Below are 14,591 nucleotides of genomic sequence, written 5' to 3'. Positions count from 1 at the left end.
CATTCCAGAACGCCACCCGAACGAGGAGTGACCCGTGACCGTTTCGATCGCCGATCTGATCCTGTTGCGTCGAGACCTGCACCGCAACCCGGAGGTGGGGATCCGGCTGCCGTGGACCCAGGCCCGGATCCTGCGCGCGCTCGACGGCCTCGACCTCGAGATATCCACGGGTACGGCCACGACCTCGGTCACCGCTGTCCTGCGCGGCGGCGCGGCCCCGGCTGCGCTGCGCCCCACGGTCCTGGTCAGGTCGGATATGGACGCGCTCCCAGTGGTCGAGGCCACCGGGCTGGACTATGCCGCCGCCAACGGCGCCATGCACGCCTGCGGCCACGACCTGCACATGGCGATCCTGGTCGGCGCGGCCCACCGGCTCGCCGTCCGCCGCGACGAGCTGGCCGGGGACGTGGTGTTCGTGTTCCAGCCCGGGGAGGAGAACTGGGGCGGCGCCCTGGCGATGCTGGCGGAAGGGGTCCTCGATGCCGCGGGGCGGCGCGTCGATGCCGCGCTGGGCCTGCACGTGTTCTCCTACGATCTGCCGCACGCGGTGTTCGGAATGCGTCGCGGCGCGATGATGTCGGCGTCGAACGCGTTCACCGTCGACTTCGCGGGCAGCGGCGGACACGGTTCGGCGCCGCAGACCGCGCGCGACCCGATCGTCGCCGCCGCGGAATTCGTCTCGGCCCTGCAGACCGCGATCACCAGGTCCTTCGGCATGCTCACCCCGGTTGTCGCGACGGTCGGGCAGATCGTGGGCGGCCACAGCGGCAATGTCATCCCCGATACGGCCCGGGTCGGTGGTACGGCGCGGGCGTTCACCACCGCAGACTCGGCGCGGCTGCGCGCGCTGATCTCCCGGGTGGCGCACGGTGTCGCCGGCACCCACGATGTGGCGGCGTCGGTGGAATTGACGGAGGTCGCGATCCCGACCGTCAGCGCGGACGACGAGGCGGATTTCGCCATCGCCACCGCCCGGCGCCAGTTCGGGCACGGCGCGGTGGAGGTAATGGACAGGCCCTGCACCGCATCCGAGGACTTCTCCTGGTTCCTGGACCGGGTCCCGGGTGCGTTCGTCCTGCTCGGCGCCTGCCCGCCGGACCGCGACCCGGCGACGGCGCCGTCGAACCACTCGCCGTTCGCGGTGTTCGACGACGCCGTGATCGCCCGCGGGGTGCGCTTCGAGACCGAATGGACCATCGCGCGGTTGCGCACGCTCGCGAATATCGGCCCGGCCGCTGCCGGGGCCGGCTAGCTCTTGGGCTCGAGAGCGGGCTCGCCCGCGGACTTCTTGACGGCCTTGGCCTTCTTGTCCGCTCGCTTTTCCTTCAGGGACTTTCCGGACTTCTTCGACGTGGCACCACGCGGAGATTTATCGGACATCGGCGTCCTTCTGCCGGGGGGACCCGAACGGCCCCGTTGTCCCGACCGTACGCGACGCCGGCGCGTATCCAGCGGAATACGCGCGCCGGTGGCTGTCGTGTCGGCGGCGCGGACGATTTCCTTCGGAGGCGCCGGAGCTGGGAACAGTGACGGCGCCCGGGCGCCGACTTCCGGTAGGGTTCGCGCTTCCTGCCCGGACTCAGAAGACGTGAATTGTGAGGTCGCTCCTTCAGATGACGAATATCGACGACGGCCGGGAACGGCGAGATTTCGCATTACAGGTATTCGGGCATATGCGAGCCGCCGGAGTGGACGACGCCTCCTACGACGCCGACGAATTCGCCGTGCGCTACGACGGCGCCGACGCTGTTCTCCACCTCGCGAATCTCTTCGACGAGACGCGCGAGCGATCGCCGGAGGAAACCGAGGAGTGGTTGTCCCGGATCATCCCCGCACTGGTGACACCCACCGCGGCGCCCGAAAGCTGGGAGGAGGTCCGGCCGCTGCTGCGGCCGGTGCTGCGGTGTTCGACCTACGCGCTCGACGACTCCGGTTCGCGAGTGCGGCGTCCCCTGTTCCCGTTCGTGGACGAGCTGCTGGCCGTCGACTACCCGGATGTCATCAGCTTTCCCGATGATTCGAAGCTCGCCGCATGGGGCGTCACCGCGGAGGAGGCATTGACGGTGGCCAGGGAGAATTTGGCCGCGGTGGTGCCGCCGATGGAGCTGCCGAACGACGGCATCGTGAAAATCGAGGTCGACGAGCCCGACTATCTGTCGTCGTGGATTCTCGTCTCGGATTGGCTGCTCCTGTCCACCGCGAACTTCGAGCACCCGCCGGTCGCTTTCATCCCGGATCAGCGGACGTTGATCGTCGTTCCCGGCGATCCGGAGCTGTTGTCCGAGGCCTTCGAAGCGGTGGAACAGGAGTACCGCGACGCCTCCCGCCCGCTCTCGCCGCAGGGATACACCCTCGACGAATCCGGCCTGGTGATCCCCTTGGACTGGGTGTCGACCCCGAACGACGCGGAGGTGGCGCGGGCTCGCGCCGTGCTGGCCAGTGTCGAGTACGGAGCTCAGCAGCAGTGGCTGGAGGAGCGTTACGAGGCGGACCTCGAGGCGATCTTCGTCGGCAGCTTGATGGTGGCCGAGCGCGAGGACGGCATCCACACCGTCGCGGTCTGGGGTGAGGGGGTCGATGCCGCGCTGCCGGTGGCCGATCTCATCGCGTTCGCGACCGAGGATGAGGACCGCTCGATCCAGGTGCCGTTCGAGACGGCGGTCGACATCACCGGAATCGTCCCGATGCCCGGCGTGCACCCGCCGCGGTATCGCACCGGGGCCTGGCCCGACCCCACGGTCTTCGCACGTCTCACCGAGGTCGCGGTCGCGTTCTGATACCTGTCCCACACGGGCCACCCGGTGCCGTCCCGGGAGGCTCGCGCACCAGTGTGCGGGTGCCGCCGGGACGGTGGACAGATCCGCGCCGGACGGTCATCGACGACGTCCGACTACTTCGGTAGCCGAGTGCGGCGCGGTCAGGTGACGCGATAAGCGTTGTAGCGGACCGTATTCGCTTCCCGGATCGCCGACGCCACGAAGAGGGACCGCTCCAGTTCCGCGAGGCCCGCGTCTGCGGTCTCCAGCTGCACACCGAGCCGGAAGTAGTATTCGGCCGGGTCGACCGGGTCGCCGCGCAGCAACGCCTCCAGCACCTCCGGCGGGCCACTGCGCACCCCGAAGGTACGGATATAGATATGCGCGCCCGCGGCCGTTTGCGCCGAGTAGCGAGTATCGATCTCGATCGCGCCGTCCGGGCGGATCAGCTGCCAGTCCGCGCCGCCGGGCAGCACCCGCGCCTCGACCAGGCCGGTCATCGAACCGCCGACGATCGGTACCACCCGGCGGTGTCCGGCGCGGGTCACGCCGTGGTCCTCCGGCGGCCCGAGCCGCGCTTCCACCTGGAACGCGAACTCCAGTCCGGGCACGGGCGGGGCGGTCATGGTGTGCTCCCTCGACGATGTGTGCTGTTCGTGATGGGCGCCGGCCGTCGGGCGATCACGGCGCCCACACCGGGAGATCGATTCGGGACGGCGCCGCCGGGTCGTGTGAGATCTCTTGGGTGGCGCGGTGCGTGGTGGTCGCGGCGGCGGCCGGCTCGCCGGACCCCGGGTTGCGGGCGTACCGGGGGTGCGCACCGGAGCTGATCTGCACGCTGATGCGGTGACCGGCCGCGAAGCGGTGGAAGGTGGGCCACAGCGCGATATCGATCTCCCGGAACCCGTCCGGGTCCGGCCGCGGGTCGGTGGCGGCCGCGGCGCTGCCGCCGATACGGCGGATACCGTCGCAGACGGTCATCGACCGTCCGTCCGGATGCACATCGCAGATCCGGACGAAGAGGTCCGCGCTGGGCTGCGACGAGCGGAACCGGATCCGGGCCACCGGCTCGCCGGCGACGGTGACCGGGGCGGGTAGCGGGTCACCGCGGAACACCGTCACATCGGCGCGGCGCTCATGGGCCGCGTTGTCGACCGGGCCCGATTTCGGTTGCAGGCTGGGACCGCCGAGGGCCGGGGTGGGATCGGCGGGGTCGTAGACATACCTGGTGACACCGCCGTCGGGCAGGCCGGATCCGAGCCCGCCCCCGCTCTGCAGGGTGAGCGAATCGGTCGTCGTGCCGGGCGGCGGCCAGGACGGGAGGTCGTGCCACTGCCCGGCGCCGGTGCGGTACGCGCGGACGGGCGCCGCCCGCTCGCTCGGCGCTGCGGTGAAGTGCTCGTCGAGGAAACCGACCGTTTCGCGGATCGTCGGCGCGCCCATTCCCCGGGACAGATGACCCCACGGGCCGAGGGTGAGCCGCGGCGGCCGTCCCGCCGCGACGAGCTGGGCGTAATTGCGCAGCTGCGACGGGAGGAAGATGTCGTACCAGCCGGTGATCATGTAGACGGGCGCGGTGACGTCGGGAATCGACGCGGTATACGACTGCTGGGTCCAGTAGTCGTCGGTGAGCCGCTCGTGGCCGACCCAGTCCTGGTACCAGTGCACGCGGCGGCCGTTCGCGGCCACGTCACCGTCGGACAGCGGCAGCACATCGAAAGCCTTGCGCAGCGCGGGGTCCGGGCGCAGTTGGCCCAGGATCATCGAGAACAGTTCGCGATGGATCATCCGGTCCATCATCTGCGTCCAACCCAGTGCGTTGCGCAGCGAGAACGCGGCGTTTTCCCAGGTGATCTCGCCGAAGTCGGGCATGGTGGTGACCAGGCAGAGCGCGTCCGGCGCAGTGGCCGGATCCTCCCGCTGGAGTTTCGCCGCCACCGCCCACTGGGTGAAACCCATATAGCTGGGCCCGAAAGTCACCACCGCGCCGGTGGCCCACGGCTGTTTGCGCACCCAGCGGTGGGTCGCGATACCGTCGCGCTGCTCGTCGATCTGCGGGGTGAAGACACCACCGGACCCCCACGTTCCCCGGCAGCTCTGGAACAGCACCGGGAACCCTTCCCGGGCCAGCGCCCGGGCCTGACCCGCGACCGGCCCGCTTCTGCCGTACGGGCCTCGGATCACGATCGTCGGCCGGCGCGGATCGGTATCGCCGATCGGTGTGATGAGGTCGGCGAGGAGTTCGACACCGTCGTCCATCGGGACGCGCAGGCCTTTCCGGATCGTGATGTCGTACGGGCCGGGGACGAGTCCTTCGATGGTCCGCGCCTGTATCCATCGGGAGACGCGCCGGCGCACTACGTTCATTCGGTGTCCTCTGGGATATGGAGTCGCTGCAGGGCTTCGCGCAGGTGTTCGAGTGCGGGGAGGGCGGCGGCCAGGGCGGCGCGGTCTGCCGGGTCGAGAGTCGCCGCGGCATCGGTGACCAGGGCGCTGCTTGCCAGGTCGAAACGGTCGAAGAGATCACGGGCGCGCGCGGTAGTGCGGATCTCGATACGGCGGCGATCGCCCGGGCGGGGGCGGCGCTCGATGAGCCCGCTCGCCTCCATGGCGGTGAGCAGATTGCTGACGGTGGAGCGGCTCAGGCCGAGCCGCCCGGCGAGTTCACCCGATGTGGTGACGCTGCCCCGGGGCAGTGCCCGGATGATCTCGATCTGCGCGTCCGGGATCTCCGGCAGCCGTTCGACGGCCCGGGCGGCGGTGAGCAGTGTGCGGCGCAACGGTGAGATCACCGCGGCCAGCCGCGCCGGATCGAGCGCGGTCACGGAACCACCCCGGATGGGCCGAGGGTGCGGACCGCGGCCGGCGGGGTCAGCGAGGGCCGGGCATTGAGCGCGTCCGGGTGGAATCCGGCCGCCTTCTTGTATCCGGTGGCGATCTCGGTGAGTTCCTGCGGCGAGACGACATCGTGGATGTGCGCGAACCCGTCGGGGGCCCGTTCGTGAGCGAGCACCATGACCTGCTCGGGTCCCTGCCGGCGATTGCTCAGTACCAGCGCGGTCGTGGCCGGCCGCCGTTCCGCCTCGTACGCCGCGAGACCCTGTTCGGTGGAGGGTGCGGTGGCCAGGTGGAACGCGAGTGTCCGCGCGTCCAGCACGGCCTGGGAGGCCCCGTTGGAACCGTTCGGGTACATCGGATGCGCGGCGTCGCCGAGCAATGCGGTCCGCCCGTCGGTCCACCGGTCGAGCGGGTCCCGGTCCACCATGGGGTATTCGAGGATCTCGTCGGCGGCCGACAGCAGTCCGGGCACATCCAGCCACGGGAACCGCCACTCCCGGAACAGTTCGATGATCGGCGCCGGGTCGACGGCGCGGTTCCAGTCGGCGTGGTGCCCGCCGCGTGCGCCGGTTCGCCGTTCGGCGATGAAGTTGATCGCGTCGCCGATCGGGTAGGCGACGAACTTCTGTTCCGCGTCGCCGGCCATGATCATGGTGCGGCCGTCGAGGAATCCGGGCGCCCGGGCGGTGCCACGCCACAGCGTCAGACCGTTCCATACCGGCGCGCCTTCGTCGGGCCGGTGCCGGCGACGCATAGCCGAATGGATGCCGTCGGCGCCGACTATCAGCTCCGCGGGCACATCCACCGCACCGGAGGCAGTCTCGAACCGGGCGATACCGGACGGATCGGCGGTGACGAGACGATGCCCGGTGCGGACGGCATCCGCGCCCAGCCGCTCCCGGACGGCGGCGAGCAGTTCCAGCTGGAGCCGGCCGCGATGGACCGACAACTGTGGCCAGTGGTAGCCCGCGGCGAGCCCGCGCGGTTCGGACCAGATCTCCTGCCCGTGCCGGTTGTAGTAGGCGAGCGTGCCCGGCGCCACGCCCAGCGCGGCCATTCGTTCCCCGAGGCCCAGTTCGGTGAGTTCGCGGACCGCGTGGGGGAGGAGATTGATCCCGACTCCGAGCGGTCGGAGGGTGTCGACGCTCTCGTACACGCCGATATCCCGGAATCCGGCCTCGTGCAGACTCAGCGCCGCAGTCAGGCCGCCGATGCCTGCACCGGCGATCACGATGCTCATGGCGGGTTAGTTTTGCAACAAAAATGTTGGGCGTCAACGGCAGGCGTGGACGCCGCCGTCCTCAGGCGCGAGTCAGGGCGAAGATGCGCAGATCGCGAGTGGTTCGGTCGCGGTAGGCGGCGTAGGCCCCCGCGACTTCGACGAAGCGCTGGAAGATCTGCTCCGCCGCCTCTCCCCGGACCGGAGTCGCGGCGACCGGTATACGCTCTCCCGCGATGGCCACGGTCGCGCGCGGCGCAGCGAGGAGGTTGGCGGTCCAAGCGGGATGGCGGGCCCCGCCGAAGTTGCTGCCGATGACATAGAGGGTGTCGCCGCCGTACACGTACAGCAGTGGCTGGGTGCGCGGCTGCCCGGATCTGCGACCCGTGGTGGTCAGCAGGAGCACCGGTGCGCCGATCGGGCCCAGCAGGGTGTACTTGGCGCCGGTGCGCTCGAGCAACCGGCGATCCAGCGGCGCGATGGTGCGGATCAGTCGCGACCCGGCCGCGGTCGCGGCGAACCTGTCCGCCGCGCGGGACAGCGGATTGTCCGAGGAACCCCACTGCCACTGCGGGAAAGGCGTCGTCATGGGCCGGAATATACCGCCGGGCGGCGACGTGATGCGGCAGATGACGGTTCCCGTATCGGTCGGTGCGGTTCACGTATGGTCCCGGTGTCGTCCGCCGACGAATGCGTAGGTTTGTCTCACCGGTCGCTCAGGGGCCGCGATTCGCCGGGCGGTTCATCCGGGTGGACGGGATATCCCATGGCCTGTCGAGCGTCGGCGCCGCGGTCGTCGCGCGTCGGACAGGGCGTTCAAGGCCCGGCTCGAACGATCGCCCGCGTGGTCAGCGGGGGATCAGTGACCGGCACGACCTGGCCGGGCAGGCGGTGGAGATCGTGGGGCGGCCGGGAACGAGAAAGGCCCCGCACCGGTCCGGTGCGGAGCCTGCACATCACGCTGACGATCAGATAGCGCGGACGTCCTGAGCCTGCGGACCCTTCTGGCCCTGGCCGATCTCGAACTCCACCCGCTGACCCTCTTCGAGGGATTTGAAACCCGAGCCGCCGATGGCGGAGTAATGCACGAAGACGTCGGGGCCGCCTCCGTCTTGGGCGATGAAGCCGAAGCCCTTCTCGCCGTTGAACCACTTGACAGTGCCTTGAGCCATGCTGTGAATACTTCTTTTCTGTAGGTGAGCCGTGCGGATCTCTGTGACCAGCCCGGTCTCGACAACCACTATGCCACATCTTCGCGGCTCGCATTTCCACGGGTGCCGATGACCGGTGCCGGTGGCCGCGCCCCGGCCCGCCGCGCCGACGTCAGTGCGGCAGTGAACCCAGCCGCCGGGCGGAGTCGACAACGGCGGATCCGAGGGATTTCTCGTCGTCGAGCGGCCGCGCTACGGTCCGCAGGTCATGTTCCACCGGCTCGGCGAGCGTGACCAGCCCTGTGCCCAGCATCACGCGTTCGTTGTCGTCACGGCGGCACAGACGGTGTGCCTCGAGGGTGCGGACGAGCCGGTGCGCGACCGTGCGGTGCACGCCGACGGTGTCCGCGAGTTCGGTGATCGTGAGGCCGTGCGGAGGGCGGGATGCAGGTATCCCGGACCGAGGATCCGGCCAACTGGATGGTGCTCGGAAAGATGGTCGAGGGTATGGGCGGCGCCATGGACCTGGTGCACGGCGCGCGGTGCCGGAACGCCGGGACTCGGGAGCCGATCGCGGACTTCAGGCGACCACGGAACGTTGCGGTACTCCCACGTATTCGCTGAGCGGCCGGATCAGTGCGTTCGATTCGGCCTGTTCGATGATGTGGGCGGTCCAGCCGGTGATGCGGCTCATCACGAAGATCGGCGTGAATATCTCGATATCGAATCCGAGCAGATGGTAGGCGGGCCCGGTGGGGAAATCGAGGTTCGGTTTTATCCCGGTAGCGGAATCCATGGTGCGTTCGAGTGTTTCGTACATCCGCACCCACTTCTGCCCCTCGGTGGCGGCCGCGATATCGAGGAACGCCTGCTTCATCGTCGGCACCCGGGAGTCCCCGTTCTTGTAGACCCGGTGGCCGAAGCCCATCACCTTTTCTTTGTGGGCGAGCTTGTCGCGCAACCATTCCTCGGCCCGCGCCGGATCGCCGATCTCGACCATATCGTGCATGACCGCTTCGTTCGCCCCGCCGTGCAGCGATCCCTTCAGGGCGCCGATGGCGGCGGTGACGGCACTGTAGATATCGGACAGTGTGGAGGTCACCACCCGGGCGGCGAAGGTGGAGGCGTTGAAGCTGTGCTCGGCGTAGAGGATCAGCGACACCTCGAACGCCCTGACCAGCTCCGGCGGGGGCACCGTGCCGAAGCACATAGTGAGGAAGTTCTCCGCGAAGCCCAGGTGCGAGTGGGGTGTGACCGGATCGAGTCCGCGCCGGCGGCGATGATCGGCGGCCACGATCGTGGGCAGCACCGCGAACATCCGCAGCGCCTTCGCGCGGTTGGCCTTCGGCGACGAATCGTCCTCGTCCGGGTCTTCGGCGCCCAGGTAGCTGATCGCGGTGCGCACCACGTCCATCGGGTGGCAGTTCTCCGGGAGTTTGGTCACCAGTGACAGCAGCGACCGGTCCGCACGCCGGGTCGCCCGCTCCTGCTGGCAGAAACGTTCCAGTTCCGCGTCGGTGGGCAGTTCCCCGTTCCACAGCAGGAACGCGACCTGCTCGAAGGAGCAGTGGGCGGCCAGGTCCTGTACCGCGTACCCCCGGTAGGTCAGCGAGTTCGTTTCCGGGACGACCTTCGATATCGCGGTGGTGTCGACGACGACCCCGGCGAGACCTTTGTAGATGGTGGGTATTGCGGCCTCGGTCATCACTGGTTCCTTCCCAGAGTGAAATCGAAGATATCCGAGTCGAATTCGCTGTAGCGCTCGTAGGCGAGCAGTTCGTAGAGCCTGCTGCGGTGCTGCATCCGGTCCAGGAGGCCTTCCTGAGTTCCCCGGTCATAGATTTCGCGCAGCCCGGTCTCGGCGGCCCACATGGCCAGTCGCAGTGTCGAGACCGGATAGATCACCGCGTTGTACCCGATCGATTCCAGCGTGGCCGCCGAGAGTAGTTCCGATTTGCCGAATTCGGTCATATTCGCCAGTAGCGGGGTCGGCACCGCCGCCCGGAACTTCTCGAATTCCGCGGCGCCGGACAGTGCTTCGGTGAAGATCAGATCAGCGCCCGCGTCGGCGTAGGCCTTCGCCCGCTCGATCGCGGCGTCGATACCTTCGATCCCGGCCGCGTCGGTGCGCGCACAGAGCACGAAATTCGGGTCCCGGCGCGCCGATACCGCCGCCCGCAACCGCCGCACCATCTCCGCGGCCGGCACCACCGATTTGCCGTCGAGGTGCCCGCAGCGTTTGGGGTTCACCTGATCCTCGAGGTGACAGCCGGCGATCCCGGCGTCTTCCAGCACGGTCACGGTGCGGGCGGCGTTCATGGGTTCGCCGAATCCGGTGTCCGCGTCGATCAGTACCGGCAGATCGGTGACCCGGGCGATCTGCTGCCCGCGTCCGGAGACCTCGCTCAACGTCGTCAAGCCGATATCGGGCAGGCCGAGCTCCGCGGAGACCACCGCGCCCGAGACATAGACGCCCTCGAAACCGATCTCCTGGATCAACGTGGCGACCAACGGATTGAACGCACCGGGGAAACGCTGGATACGCCCCGAGGTGAGGCCGGCGCGGAAGTTCACCCGCTTATCGGCGGCCGGGGTAGCGGCGGCGAGCAGTCCACTCATCAGAACAGTCCTTTCGGCTGCCGGGGGGCGCGGGCCAGGACGTCCGCGGACACCGTGAAGGTCAATTGGTTCAGCTCCCCGGCGCTGAGTGCCGCGGTGCGCTGCGCGGCCTCGAGGAAACGGTCCTGTTCGGTCGCGGTGACGACCCCGTCGGCGAGGGTGCGGAATTTCGCGATGTACTGGTCGCGGGCGAAGGGCCGCGCGCCCACCGGGTGGGCATCGGCGACGGCGAGTTCGTCGACGATCACCTCACCGCTCTTCAGGGTGACCTCGGCCCGCGCGCCGAAGGCCTGCTCCGCCGGGTCGGTGGAGTGGTACCGGCGGGTCCATTCGGGATCTTCGGCAGTGGAGATCCTGCGCCACAGTTCCACGGTGTCGGGCCGCCGCGCCCGCTCGGGAGCGTAGGAACGCTCGTGATGCCAGGCGCCGTCCTGCAGGGCGACGGCGAAGATATAGGGCACCGAATGGTCGAGCGTCTCACGGGACGCGTGCGGATCGAATTTCTGCGGGTCGCCGGAGCCCGTGCCGATCACGACGTGGGTGTGGTGGCTGGTGTGCAGCACGATCGAGGCGATCTGGTCCAGGTCACCGATCCGGTCGCGCATCCGGCGGGCCAGGTCGATCGGCGCCTGGCTCTGATATTCGGCGGAGTGTTCCTTGGTGTAGGTGTCGAGGATCCCGCGTTTGGGCTCACCCGGCCCGGGCAGCGGCACGGAGTACTCGATCTGCGGGCCGCCCAGCAGCCGGGCGATCACGCCGTCCTCGCCTTCCCAGATCGGGGACGGTGCGCCTTCGCCGCGCAGTGCGCGATCGACGGCTTCGACCGCCATTTTTCCCGCGAACGCGGGCGCGTAGGCCTTCCAGCTCGAGATCTCGCCCTTGCGGGACTGCCGGGTCGCGGTAGTGGTGTGCAGGGCCTGGCCGACGGCCTGATAGACGGTCTCGGTGTCCAGGCCGAGCAGGGTGCCGATACCGGCGGCCGCCGAGGGGCCCAGATGCGCGACGTGATCGATCTTGTGCTCGTGCAGGCAGATCCCGCGCACCAGATCCACCTGGATCTCGTAGCCGGTCGCCACCCCGCGGATCAGGTCCCGGCCGGACCGGCCGGCGTGCTGGGCCACGGCCAGAATCGGCGCGATGTTGTCCCCCGGGTGGGAGTATTCGGCCGCGAGGAAGGTGTCGTGGAAGTCGAGTTCGCGGACCGCGACGCCGTTGGCCCAGGCGGCCCACTCCGGTGAGAAGCCGCCGCCGACGCCGAACACCGTCGCCCCGGGCCGATACGGATGGGCCTCCGCCTGCGCCCGGGCGTTGACGACCGGCGGGCGCACCAGTGCGGCGGCCGCGACCGCCGCGTTGTCGATGATCCGGTTGACGATCATCTCCGCGGTGTCCGGGACCACCTCCACCGGATCCGCGGCGACCTCCGCGATCCGCCATGCCAGATGCTGTTCGCGCGGAAAATTCTCGGCCGAGCGATGGGTGCGGACGAGATGGTTCTTCACGGTCCGAGTCCTCCAGAGGCTGATTGATTTCGCTTGTTATGCACGCTACTCAGCGAGTGATCCACCGCCAATACCTCGCAATTGCCTAATGCTGCGGAGAAAAATCGGCAAATTTGCGAAAGTTGTGTAAAGACGTTCTGTTAGATTTATCGTGTGCAGAAGATGTATGCGGGTGCACGCCTGCGCGCATTACGCGAACAACGCGGCCTGTCCCAAACGGGGCTGGCCAAAAGCCTCGGACTCTCGATCAGCTACGTCAATCAACTGGAGAACGACCAGCGCCCGCTGACCGTGCCGGTCCTGATGCGCCTGAACTCCACATTCGACCTGGATATGGGTTTCTTCGCGCCCGATACCGACGCCCGGCTGCTGGCCGACCTCCAGATGGTGTTCGCCGAGGACCCCGATGCCGCGACCGTGACCAACAGTGAACTGGACGACCTCCTGTCCCGCGTTCCGGCCGCCGCGCGTCTGCTGGTCAGTCAGCACCGGCGCCTCAGCGCGGCGACCGGCCGGCTCGAGCAGTTCTCCGCGGGTGTGGAGAACACCGCGGCGGACCCGGGCCTCGCCATGCCCTACGAAGATGTGCGCGACTTCTTCTACGACCATCGCAATCACATACCGGCACTGGATACCGCGGCCGAACAGCTCTTCGCCGATCACGGACTCACCATCGGCGGCCTCGACCTGCAACTGGCCCGGTTGCTGCGCGAGCGCCACGATATCGCCGTCCGGATCCGCACCGACGACCCCAACCGGCCGGGTCCCAAACGCGTCTACGACCCCGTCGCGCGCCTGATCATCCTCGCCCGCCGGCTCTCGCCCGGACAGCGAGCCTTCCAATTGGCCACGCAACTGGCGTTTCTCACCCAGACCGCCGCCATCGAGGCATTACTCGTCCGGGCGGAGGCGATGCCGGCCGAATCGCAACGGCTGTTGCGGATCGGCCTGGCCAACTACTTCGCCGGCGCGCTGATCCTGCCCTATACCTTGTTCCGCGATTCCGCGGAAAGCCTGCGCTACGACATCGATCTGCTGTCGGCCAAGTTCGAAGTGGGTTTCGAGACCGTCTGCCACCGGTTGTCCACACTGCAGCGGCACCGGCAGCGCGGGGTGCCGTTCTTCTTCGTCCGCACCGACCGCGCGGGCAATATCTCCAAACGGCAATCGGCCACCGCCTTCCACTTCTCCCGGGTGGGCGGCAGCTGCCCACTCTGGGTCGTCCACGAAGCGTTCGCCACACCCGGCCGGATCCGCACCCAGATCGCCGAAATGCCCGACGGTCGCACCTATTTGTGGCTGGCGCGGACGACCGATGAGAGCGCGCCCGGATATCTCGCGCCGAAACGCGATTTCGCCATCGGCCTCGGGTGCGATCTCGCCTACGCCGATAAACTCGTCTATTCCCATGGCCTGCCCGTCCACGACCCCTCCGGGGCGGTTCCCATCGGCGCGGGCTGCAAGATCTGCGAACGGCCCGATTGCGCGCAGCGCGCGTTTCCGCAGCTCGGCCGCGCCCTCGTCGTCGACGAGAACCGCGCGGCGAACATCCCCTATGCCCCGGCGGCCGACTCGCGGCAACACCACCGCTCCGAGCCCGGCTGACCGGCCGGTATCGGTCGAGCCTCGGCGGCGGTGACCCAATCCTGCATGACATCGGCCAGTGCGACCGCGCCGAGATCGCAGTCGCCGGGCTCGGCGAATTCGGCCGGGGAATGAGACGACGCCCAGCGGTCCGTCGTAGGCGCCGCCGTCGGGGACGGAATCGGTCGGCGCACGGAAGTCGAACACCGTGCGCCGAACGACCGGTTCGCCGTCGCACTCACAGGGTCGGTGGGAGCGGCGGCCCGTTGCTGCCGCCGGGGCTCAGGGCTGCGGCGGGAGGATCGGCGAGCTGAACACATCTTCGAGCGGGGTCGGGCCGGTGTAGCGACGGCATTTGCAGCCGACCCACTCGCGCAGGCCGTGCATACCCCTCCTGGATATCTCGGCATGGCAGGTGCCCGTGGCGCGGTCGTGCAGTGCGAGGTCGTGACCGCAACCGCAGCGGGCGGGCAGCTTCCCGCCCGTCCGGCCTCGCCGTCTGTGTCCGAATCTGCCACAGGCCCAGCCGACGCCGACCAGGCCGGCGCCGACGGCGAGGCTGAAGGGATCCACCATGGTTGCAGTATATGTATACGCATAGCGGGAGTCGTGCGAATCGTGTTCTCGGATACCCGTTTTGCCTACGACGTCGTGGGGGAGTGGTCGCTGGATCTTTCCTCCAGTGGGTCGCGCCGTGGCAGATTCACCGCCTCACGGATGTGCCGCGACGTTCGATCTGGGAGCGCGAACCGAACGAGGGCTGCTGACCGTGCCAGGATATCCGGCATGTTCGAAGAGAAACTCGACGCGCTGTCAGCGATGACGGCCGAGCACATGGCCATGCCGTTTCCGCTGCCTACAGCTATGCCGCGGGCGTCCTCGAAGGCCCACTCGACGAGCCATATCAATCAGGTCTGATGCG

At 68.6% G+C, this 14,591-nt stretch carries 15 protein-coding genes and 2 pseudogenes; 5 read left to right on the top strand and 12 right to left on the bottom strand.

The features are described 5' to 3' along the window. The first annotated feature begins 34 nt into the window (after positions 1 to 34). The gene (locus OG804_RS09420; RefSeq protein ID WP_328395977.1) at positions 35 to 1,252 is read left to right on the top strand and encodes a M20 metallopeptidase family protein; all 1,218 of its coding nucleotides are present in this window, start codon (positions 35 to 37) and stop codon (positions 1,250 to 1,252) included. Here the strand turns inward: OG804_RS09420 and OG804_RS09415 are convergent. Continuing rightward, positions 1,249 to 1,380, bottom strand: coding sequence for a hypothetical protein (locus tag OG804_RS09415; RefSeq protein ID WP_328395975.1), 132 nt, complete (start codon positions 1,378 to 1,380; stop codon positions 1,249 to 1,251). The two genes, OG804_RS09420 and OG804_RS09415, sit on opposite strands and share 4 nt — an antisense overlap. 233 nt (positions 1,381 to 1,613) lie before the next feature. Between OG804_RS09415 and OG804_RS09410 the strand changes: the two genes are divergently transcribed. Further along, entirely contained in the window at positions 1,614 to 2,777 is a 1,164-nt protein-coding gene (locus tag OG804_RS09410; protein WP_328395973.1) for a hypothetical protein, read from the top strand. Positions 2,778 to 2,917: 140 nt separating this feature from the next. Here OG804_RS09410 and OG804_RS09405 read toward each other — a convergent pair whose 3' ends face one another. The 7 genes and pseudogenes from OG804_RS09405 to OG804_RS09375 all read right to left on the bottom strand — a co-directional run. Next, positions 2,918 to 3,382 (bottom strand): DUF3237 domain-containing protein, encoded by a 465-nt coding sequence (locus OG804_RS09405; protein WP_328395971.1) that lies wholly within the window; start codon positions 3,380 to 3,382, stop codon positions 2,918 to 2,920. Between the two features lie 55 nt (positions 3,383 to 3,437). Then, entirely contained in the window at positions 3,438 to 5,123 is a 1,686-nt protein-coding gene (locus tag OG804_RS09400) for a CocE/NonD family hydrolase (protein ID WP_328395969.1), read from the bottom strand. Continuing rightward, a complete protein-coding gene (locus OG804_RS09395) occupies positions 5,120 to 5,581 on the bottom strand; it encodes a MarR family transcriptional regulator (RefSeq protein ID WP_328395967.1) in 462 nt (153 codons plus the stop codon). Before OG804_RS09395 ends, OG804_RS09400 begins: the two co-directional genes overlap by 4 nt. Next, positions 5,578 to 6,834 carry a flavin-dependent oxidoreductase gene (locus OG804_RS09390; protein WP_328395965.1) on the bottom strand — a complete coding sequence of 419 codons (1,257 nt, stop codon included), beginning with the start codon at positions 6,832 to 6,834 and terminating at the stop codon, positions 5,578 to 5,580. Before OG804_RS09390 ends, OG804_RS09395 begins: the two co-directional genes overlap by 4 nt. Positions 6,835 to 6,895: 61 nt before the next feature. Next, positions 6,896 to 7,402, bottom strand: a complete 507-nt coding sequence (locus tag OG804_RS09385; protein ID WP_328395963.1) for a nitroreductase family deazaflavin-dependent oxidoreductase — start codon at positions 7,400 to 7,402, stop codon at positions 6,896 to 6,898. A 379-nt stretch (positions 7,403 to 7,781) separates the two neighbouring features. After that, positions 7,782 to 7,985, bottom strand: a complete 204-nt coding sequence (locus OG804_RS09380; protein ID WP_328395961.1) for a cold-shock protein — start codon at positions 7,983 to 7,985, stop codon at positions 7,782 to 7,784. A 211-nt stretch (positions 7,986 to 8,196) separates the two neighbouring features. Beyond that, positions 8,197 to 8,418: pseudogene (locus OG804_RS09375) on the bottom strand (helix-turn-helix domain-containing protein); the annotation flags it as partial. Here OG804_RS09375 and OG804_RS09370 point away from each other — a divergent pair. Beyond that, positions 8,403 to 8,507, top strand: a pseudogene (locus OG804_RS09370) (succinyl-CoA--3-ketoacid-CoA transferase); the annotation flags it as partial. The pseudogenes OG804_RS09375 and OG804_RS09370 sit on opposite strands and share 16 nt — an antisense overlap. Positions 8,508 to 8,544: 37 nt before the next feature. Here OG804_RS09370 and OG804_RS09365 read toward each other — a convergent pair. From OG804_RS09365 to prpD, 3 genes are read right to left on the bottom strand one after another with little or no spacing between them, the layout of a single operon-like run. Further along, complete coding sequence (locus OG804_RS09365) at positions 8,545 to 9,669, bottom strand: bifunctional 2-methylcitrate synthase/citrate synthase (RefSeq protein WP_328395959.1); 1,125 nt, start codon at positions 9,667 to 9,669, stop codon at positions 8,545 to 8,547. Then, positions 9,669 to 10,583: a methylisocitrate lyase gene (gene prpB, locus OG804_RS09360; RefSeq protein ID WP_328395957.1), complete on the bottom strand. Its 915-nt coding sequence runs from the start codon at positions 10,581 to 10,583 to the stop codon at positions 9,669 to 9,671. The genes OG804_RS09365 and prpB overlap by 1 nt, the downstream gene beginning before the upstream one ends. Then, the gene (gene prpD, locus OG804_RS09355) at positions 10,583 to 12,085 is read right to left on the bottom strand and encodes a 2-methylcitrate dehydratase PrpD (RefSeq protein ID WP_328395955.1); all 1,503 of its coding nucleotides are present in this window, start codon (positions 12,083 to 12,085) and stop codon (positions 10,583 to 10,585) included. The genes prpB and prpD overlap by 1 nt, the downstream gene beginning before the upstream one ends. A gap of 153 nt (positions 12,086 to 12,238) precedes the next feature. Between prpD and OG804_RS09350 the strand changes: the two genes are divergently transcribed. Further along, on the top strand, positions 12,239 to 13,690 hold the full coding sequence (locus OG804_RS09350; protein WP_328395953.1) for a short-chain fatty acyl-CoA regulator family protein: 1,452 nt from the start codon (positions 12,239 to 12,241) through the stop codon (positions 13,688 to 13,690). A 261-nt stretch (positions 13,691 to 13,951) separates the two neighbouring features. Here OG804_RS09350 and OG804_RS09345 read toward each other — a convergent pair whose 3' ends face one another. Next, complete coding sequence (locus tag OG804_RS09345; protein WP_328395951.1) at positions 13,952 to 14,245, bottom strand: hypothetical protein; 294 nt, start codon at positions 14,243 to 14,245, stop codon at positions 13,952 to 13,954. A 210-nt stretch (positions 14,246 to 14,455) separates the two neighbouring features. On the opposite strand from OG804_RS09345, the gene OG804_RS09340 reads away from it, so the two are divergent. After that, on the top strand, positions 14,456 to 14,587 hold the full coding sequence (locus OG804_RS09340; protein WP_328395949.1) for a hypothetical protein: 132 nt from the start codon (positions 14,456 to 14,458) through the stop codon (positions 14,585 to 14,587). The last annotated feature ends 4 nt before the right edge of the window (positions 14,588 to 14,591 follow it).

Origin of the sequence: Nocardia sp. NBC_00416, assembly GCF_036032445.1 — a bacterium.
Classification (GTDB): Bacteria; Actinomycetota; Actinomycetes; order Mycobacteriales; family Mycobacteriaceae; genus Nocardia.
This window is presented reverse-complemented; position numbering and strand designations above follow the sequence as displayed.

Coding starts and splice junctions, on each gene's coding strand:
- OG804_RS09405 (WP_328395971.1), bottom strand. CDS start 3,382: ATGACCGCCCCGCCCGTGCCCGGACTGGAGTTCGCGTTCCAGGTGGAA.
- OG804_RS09385 (WP_328395963.1), bottom strand. CDS start 7,402: ATGACGACGCCTTTCCCGCAGTGGCAGTGGGGTTCCTCGGACAATCCG.
- OG804_RS09415 (WP_328395975.1), bottom strand. CDS start 1,380: ATGTCCGATAAATCTCCGCGTGGTGCCACGTCGAAGAAGTCCGGAAAG.
- OG804_RS09345 (WP_328395951.1), bottom strand. CDS start 14,245: ATGGTGGATCCCTTCAGCCTCGCCGTCGGCGCCGGCCTGGTCGGCGTC.
- OG804_RS09340 (WP_328395949.1), top strand. CDS start 14,456: ATGTTCGAAGAGAAACTCGACGCGCTGTCAGCGATGACGGCCGAGCAC.
- OG804_RS09410 (WP_328395973.1), top strand. CDS start 1,614: ATGACGAATATCGACGACGGCCGGGAACGGCGAGATTTCGCATTACAG.
- OG804_RS09390 (WP_328395965.1), bottom strand. CDS start 6,834: ATGAGCATCGTGATCGCCGGTGCAGGCATCGGCGGCCTGACTGCGGCG.
- OG804_RS09380 (WP_328395961.1), bottom strand. CDS start 7,985: ATGGCTCAAGGCACTGTCAAGTGGTTCAACGGCGAGAAGGGCTTCGGC.
- OG804_RS09400 (WP_328395969.1), bottom strand. CDS start 5,123: ATGAACGTAGTGCGCCGGCGCGTCTCCCGATGGATACAGGCGCGGACC.
- prpB (WP_328395957.1), bottom strand. CDS start 10,583: ATGAGTGGACTGCTCGCCGCCGCTACCCCGGCCGCCGATAAGCGGGTG.
- OG804_RS09365 (WP_328395959.1), bottom strand. CDS start 9,669: ATGACCGAGGCCGCAATACCCACCATCTACAAAGGTCTCGCCGGGGTC.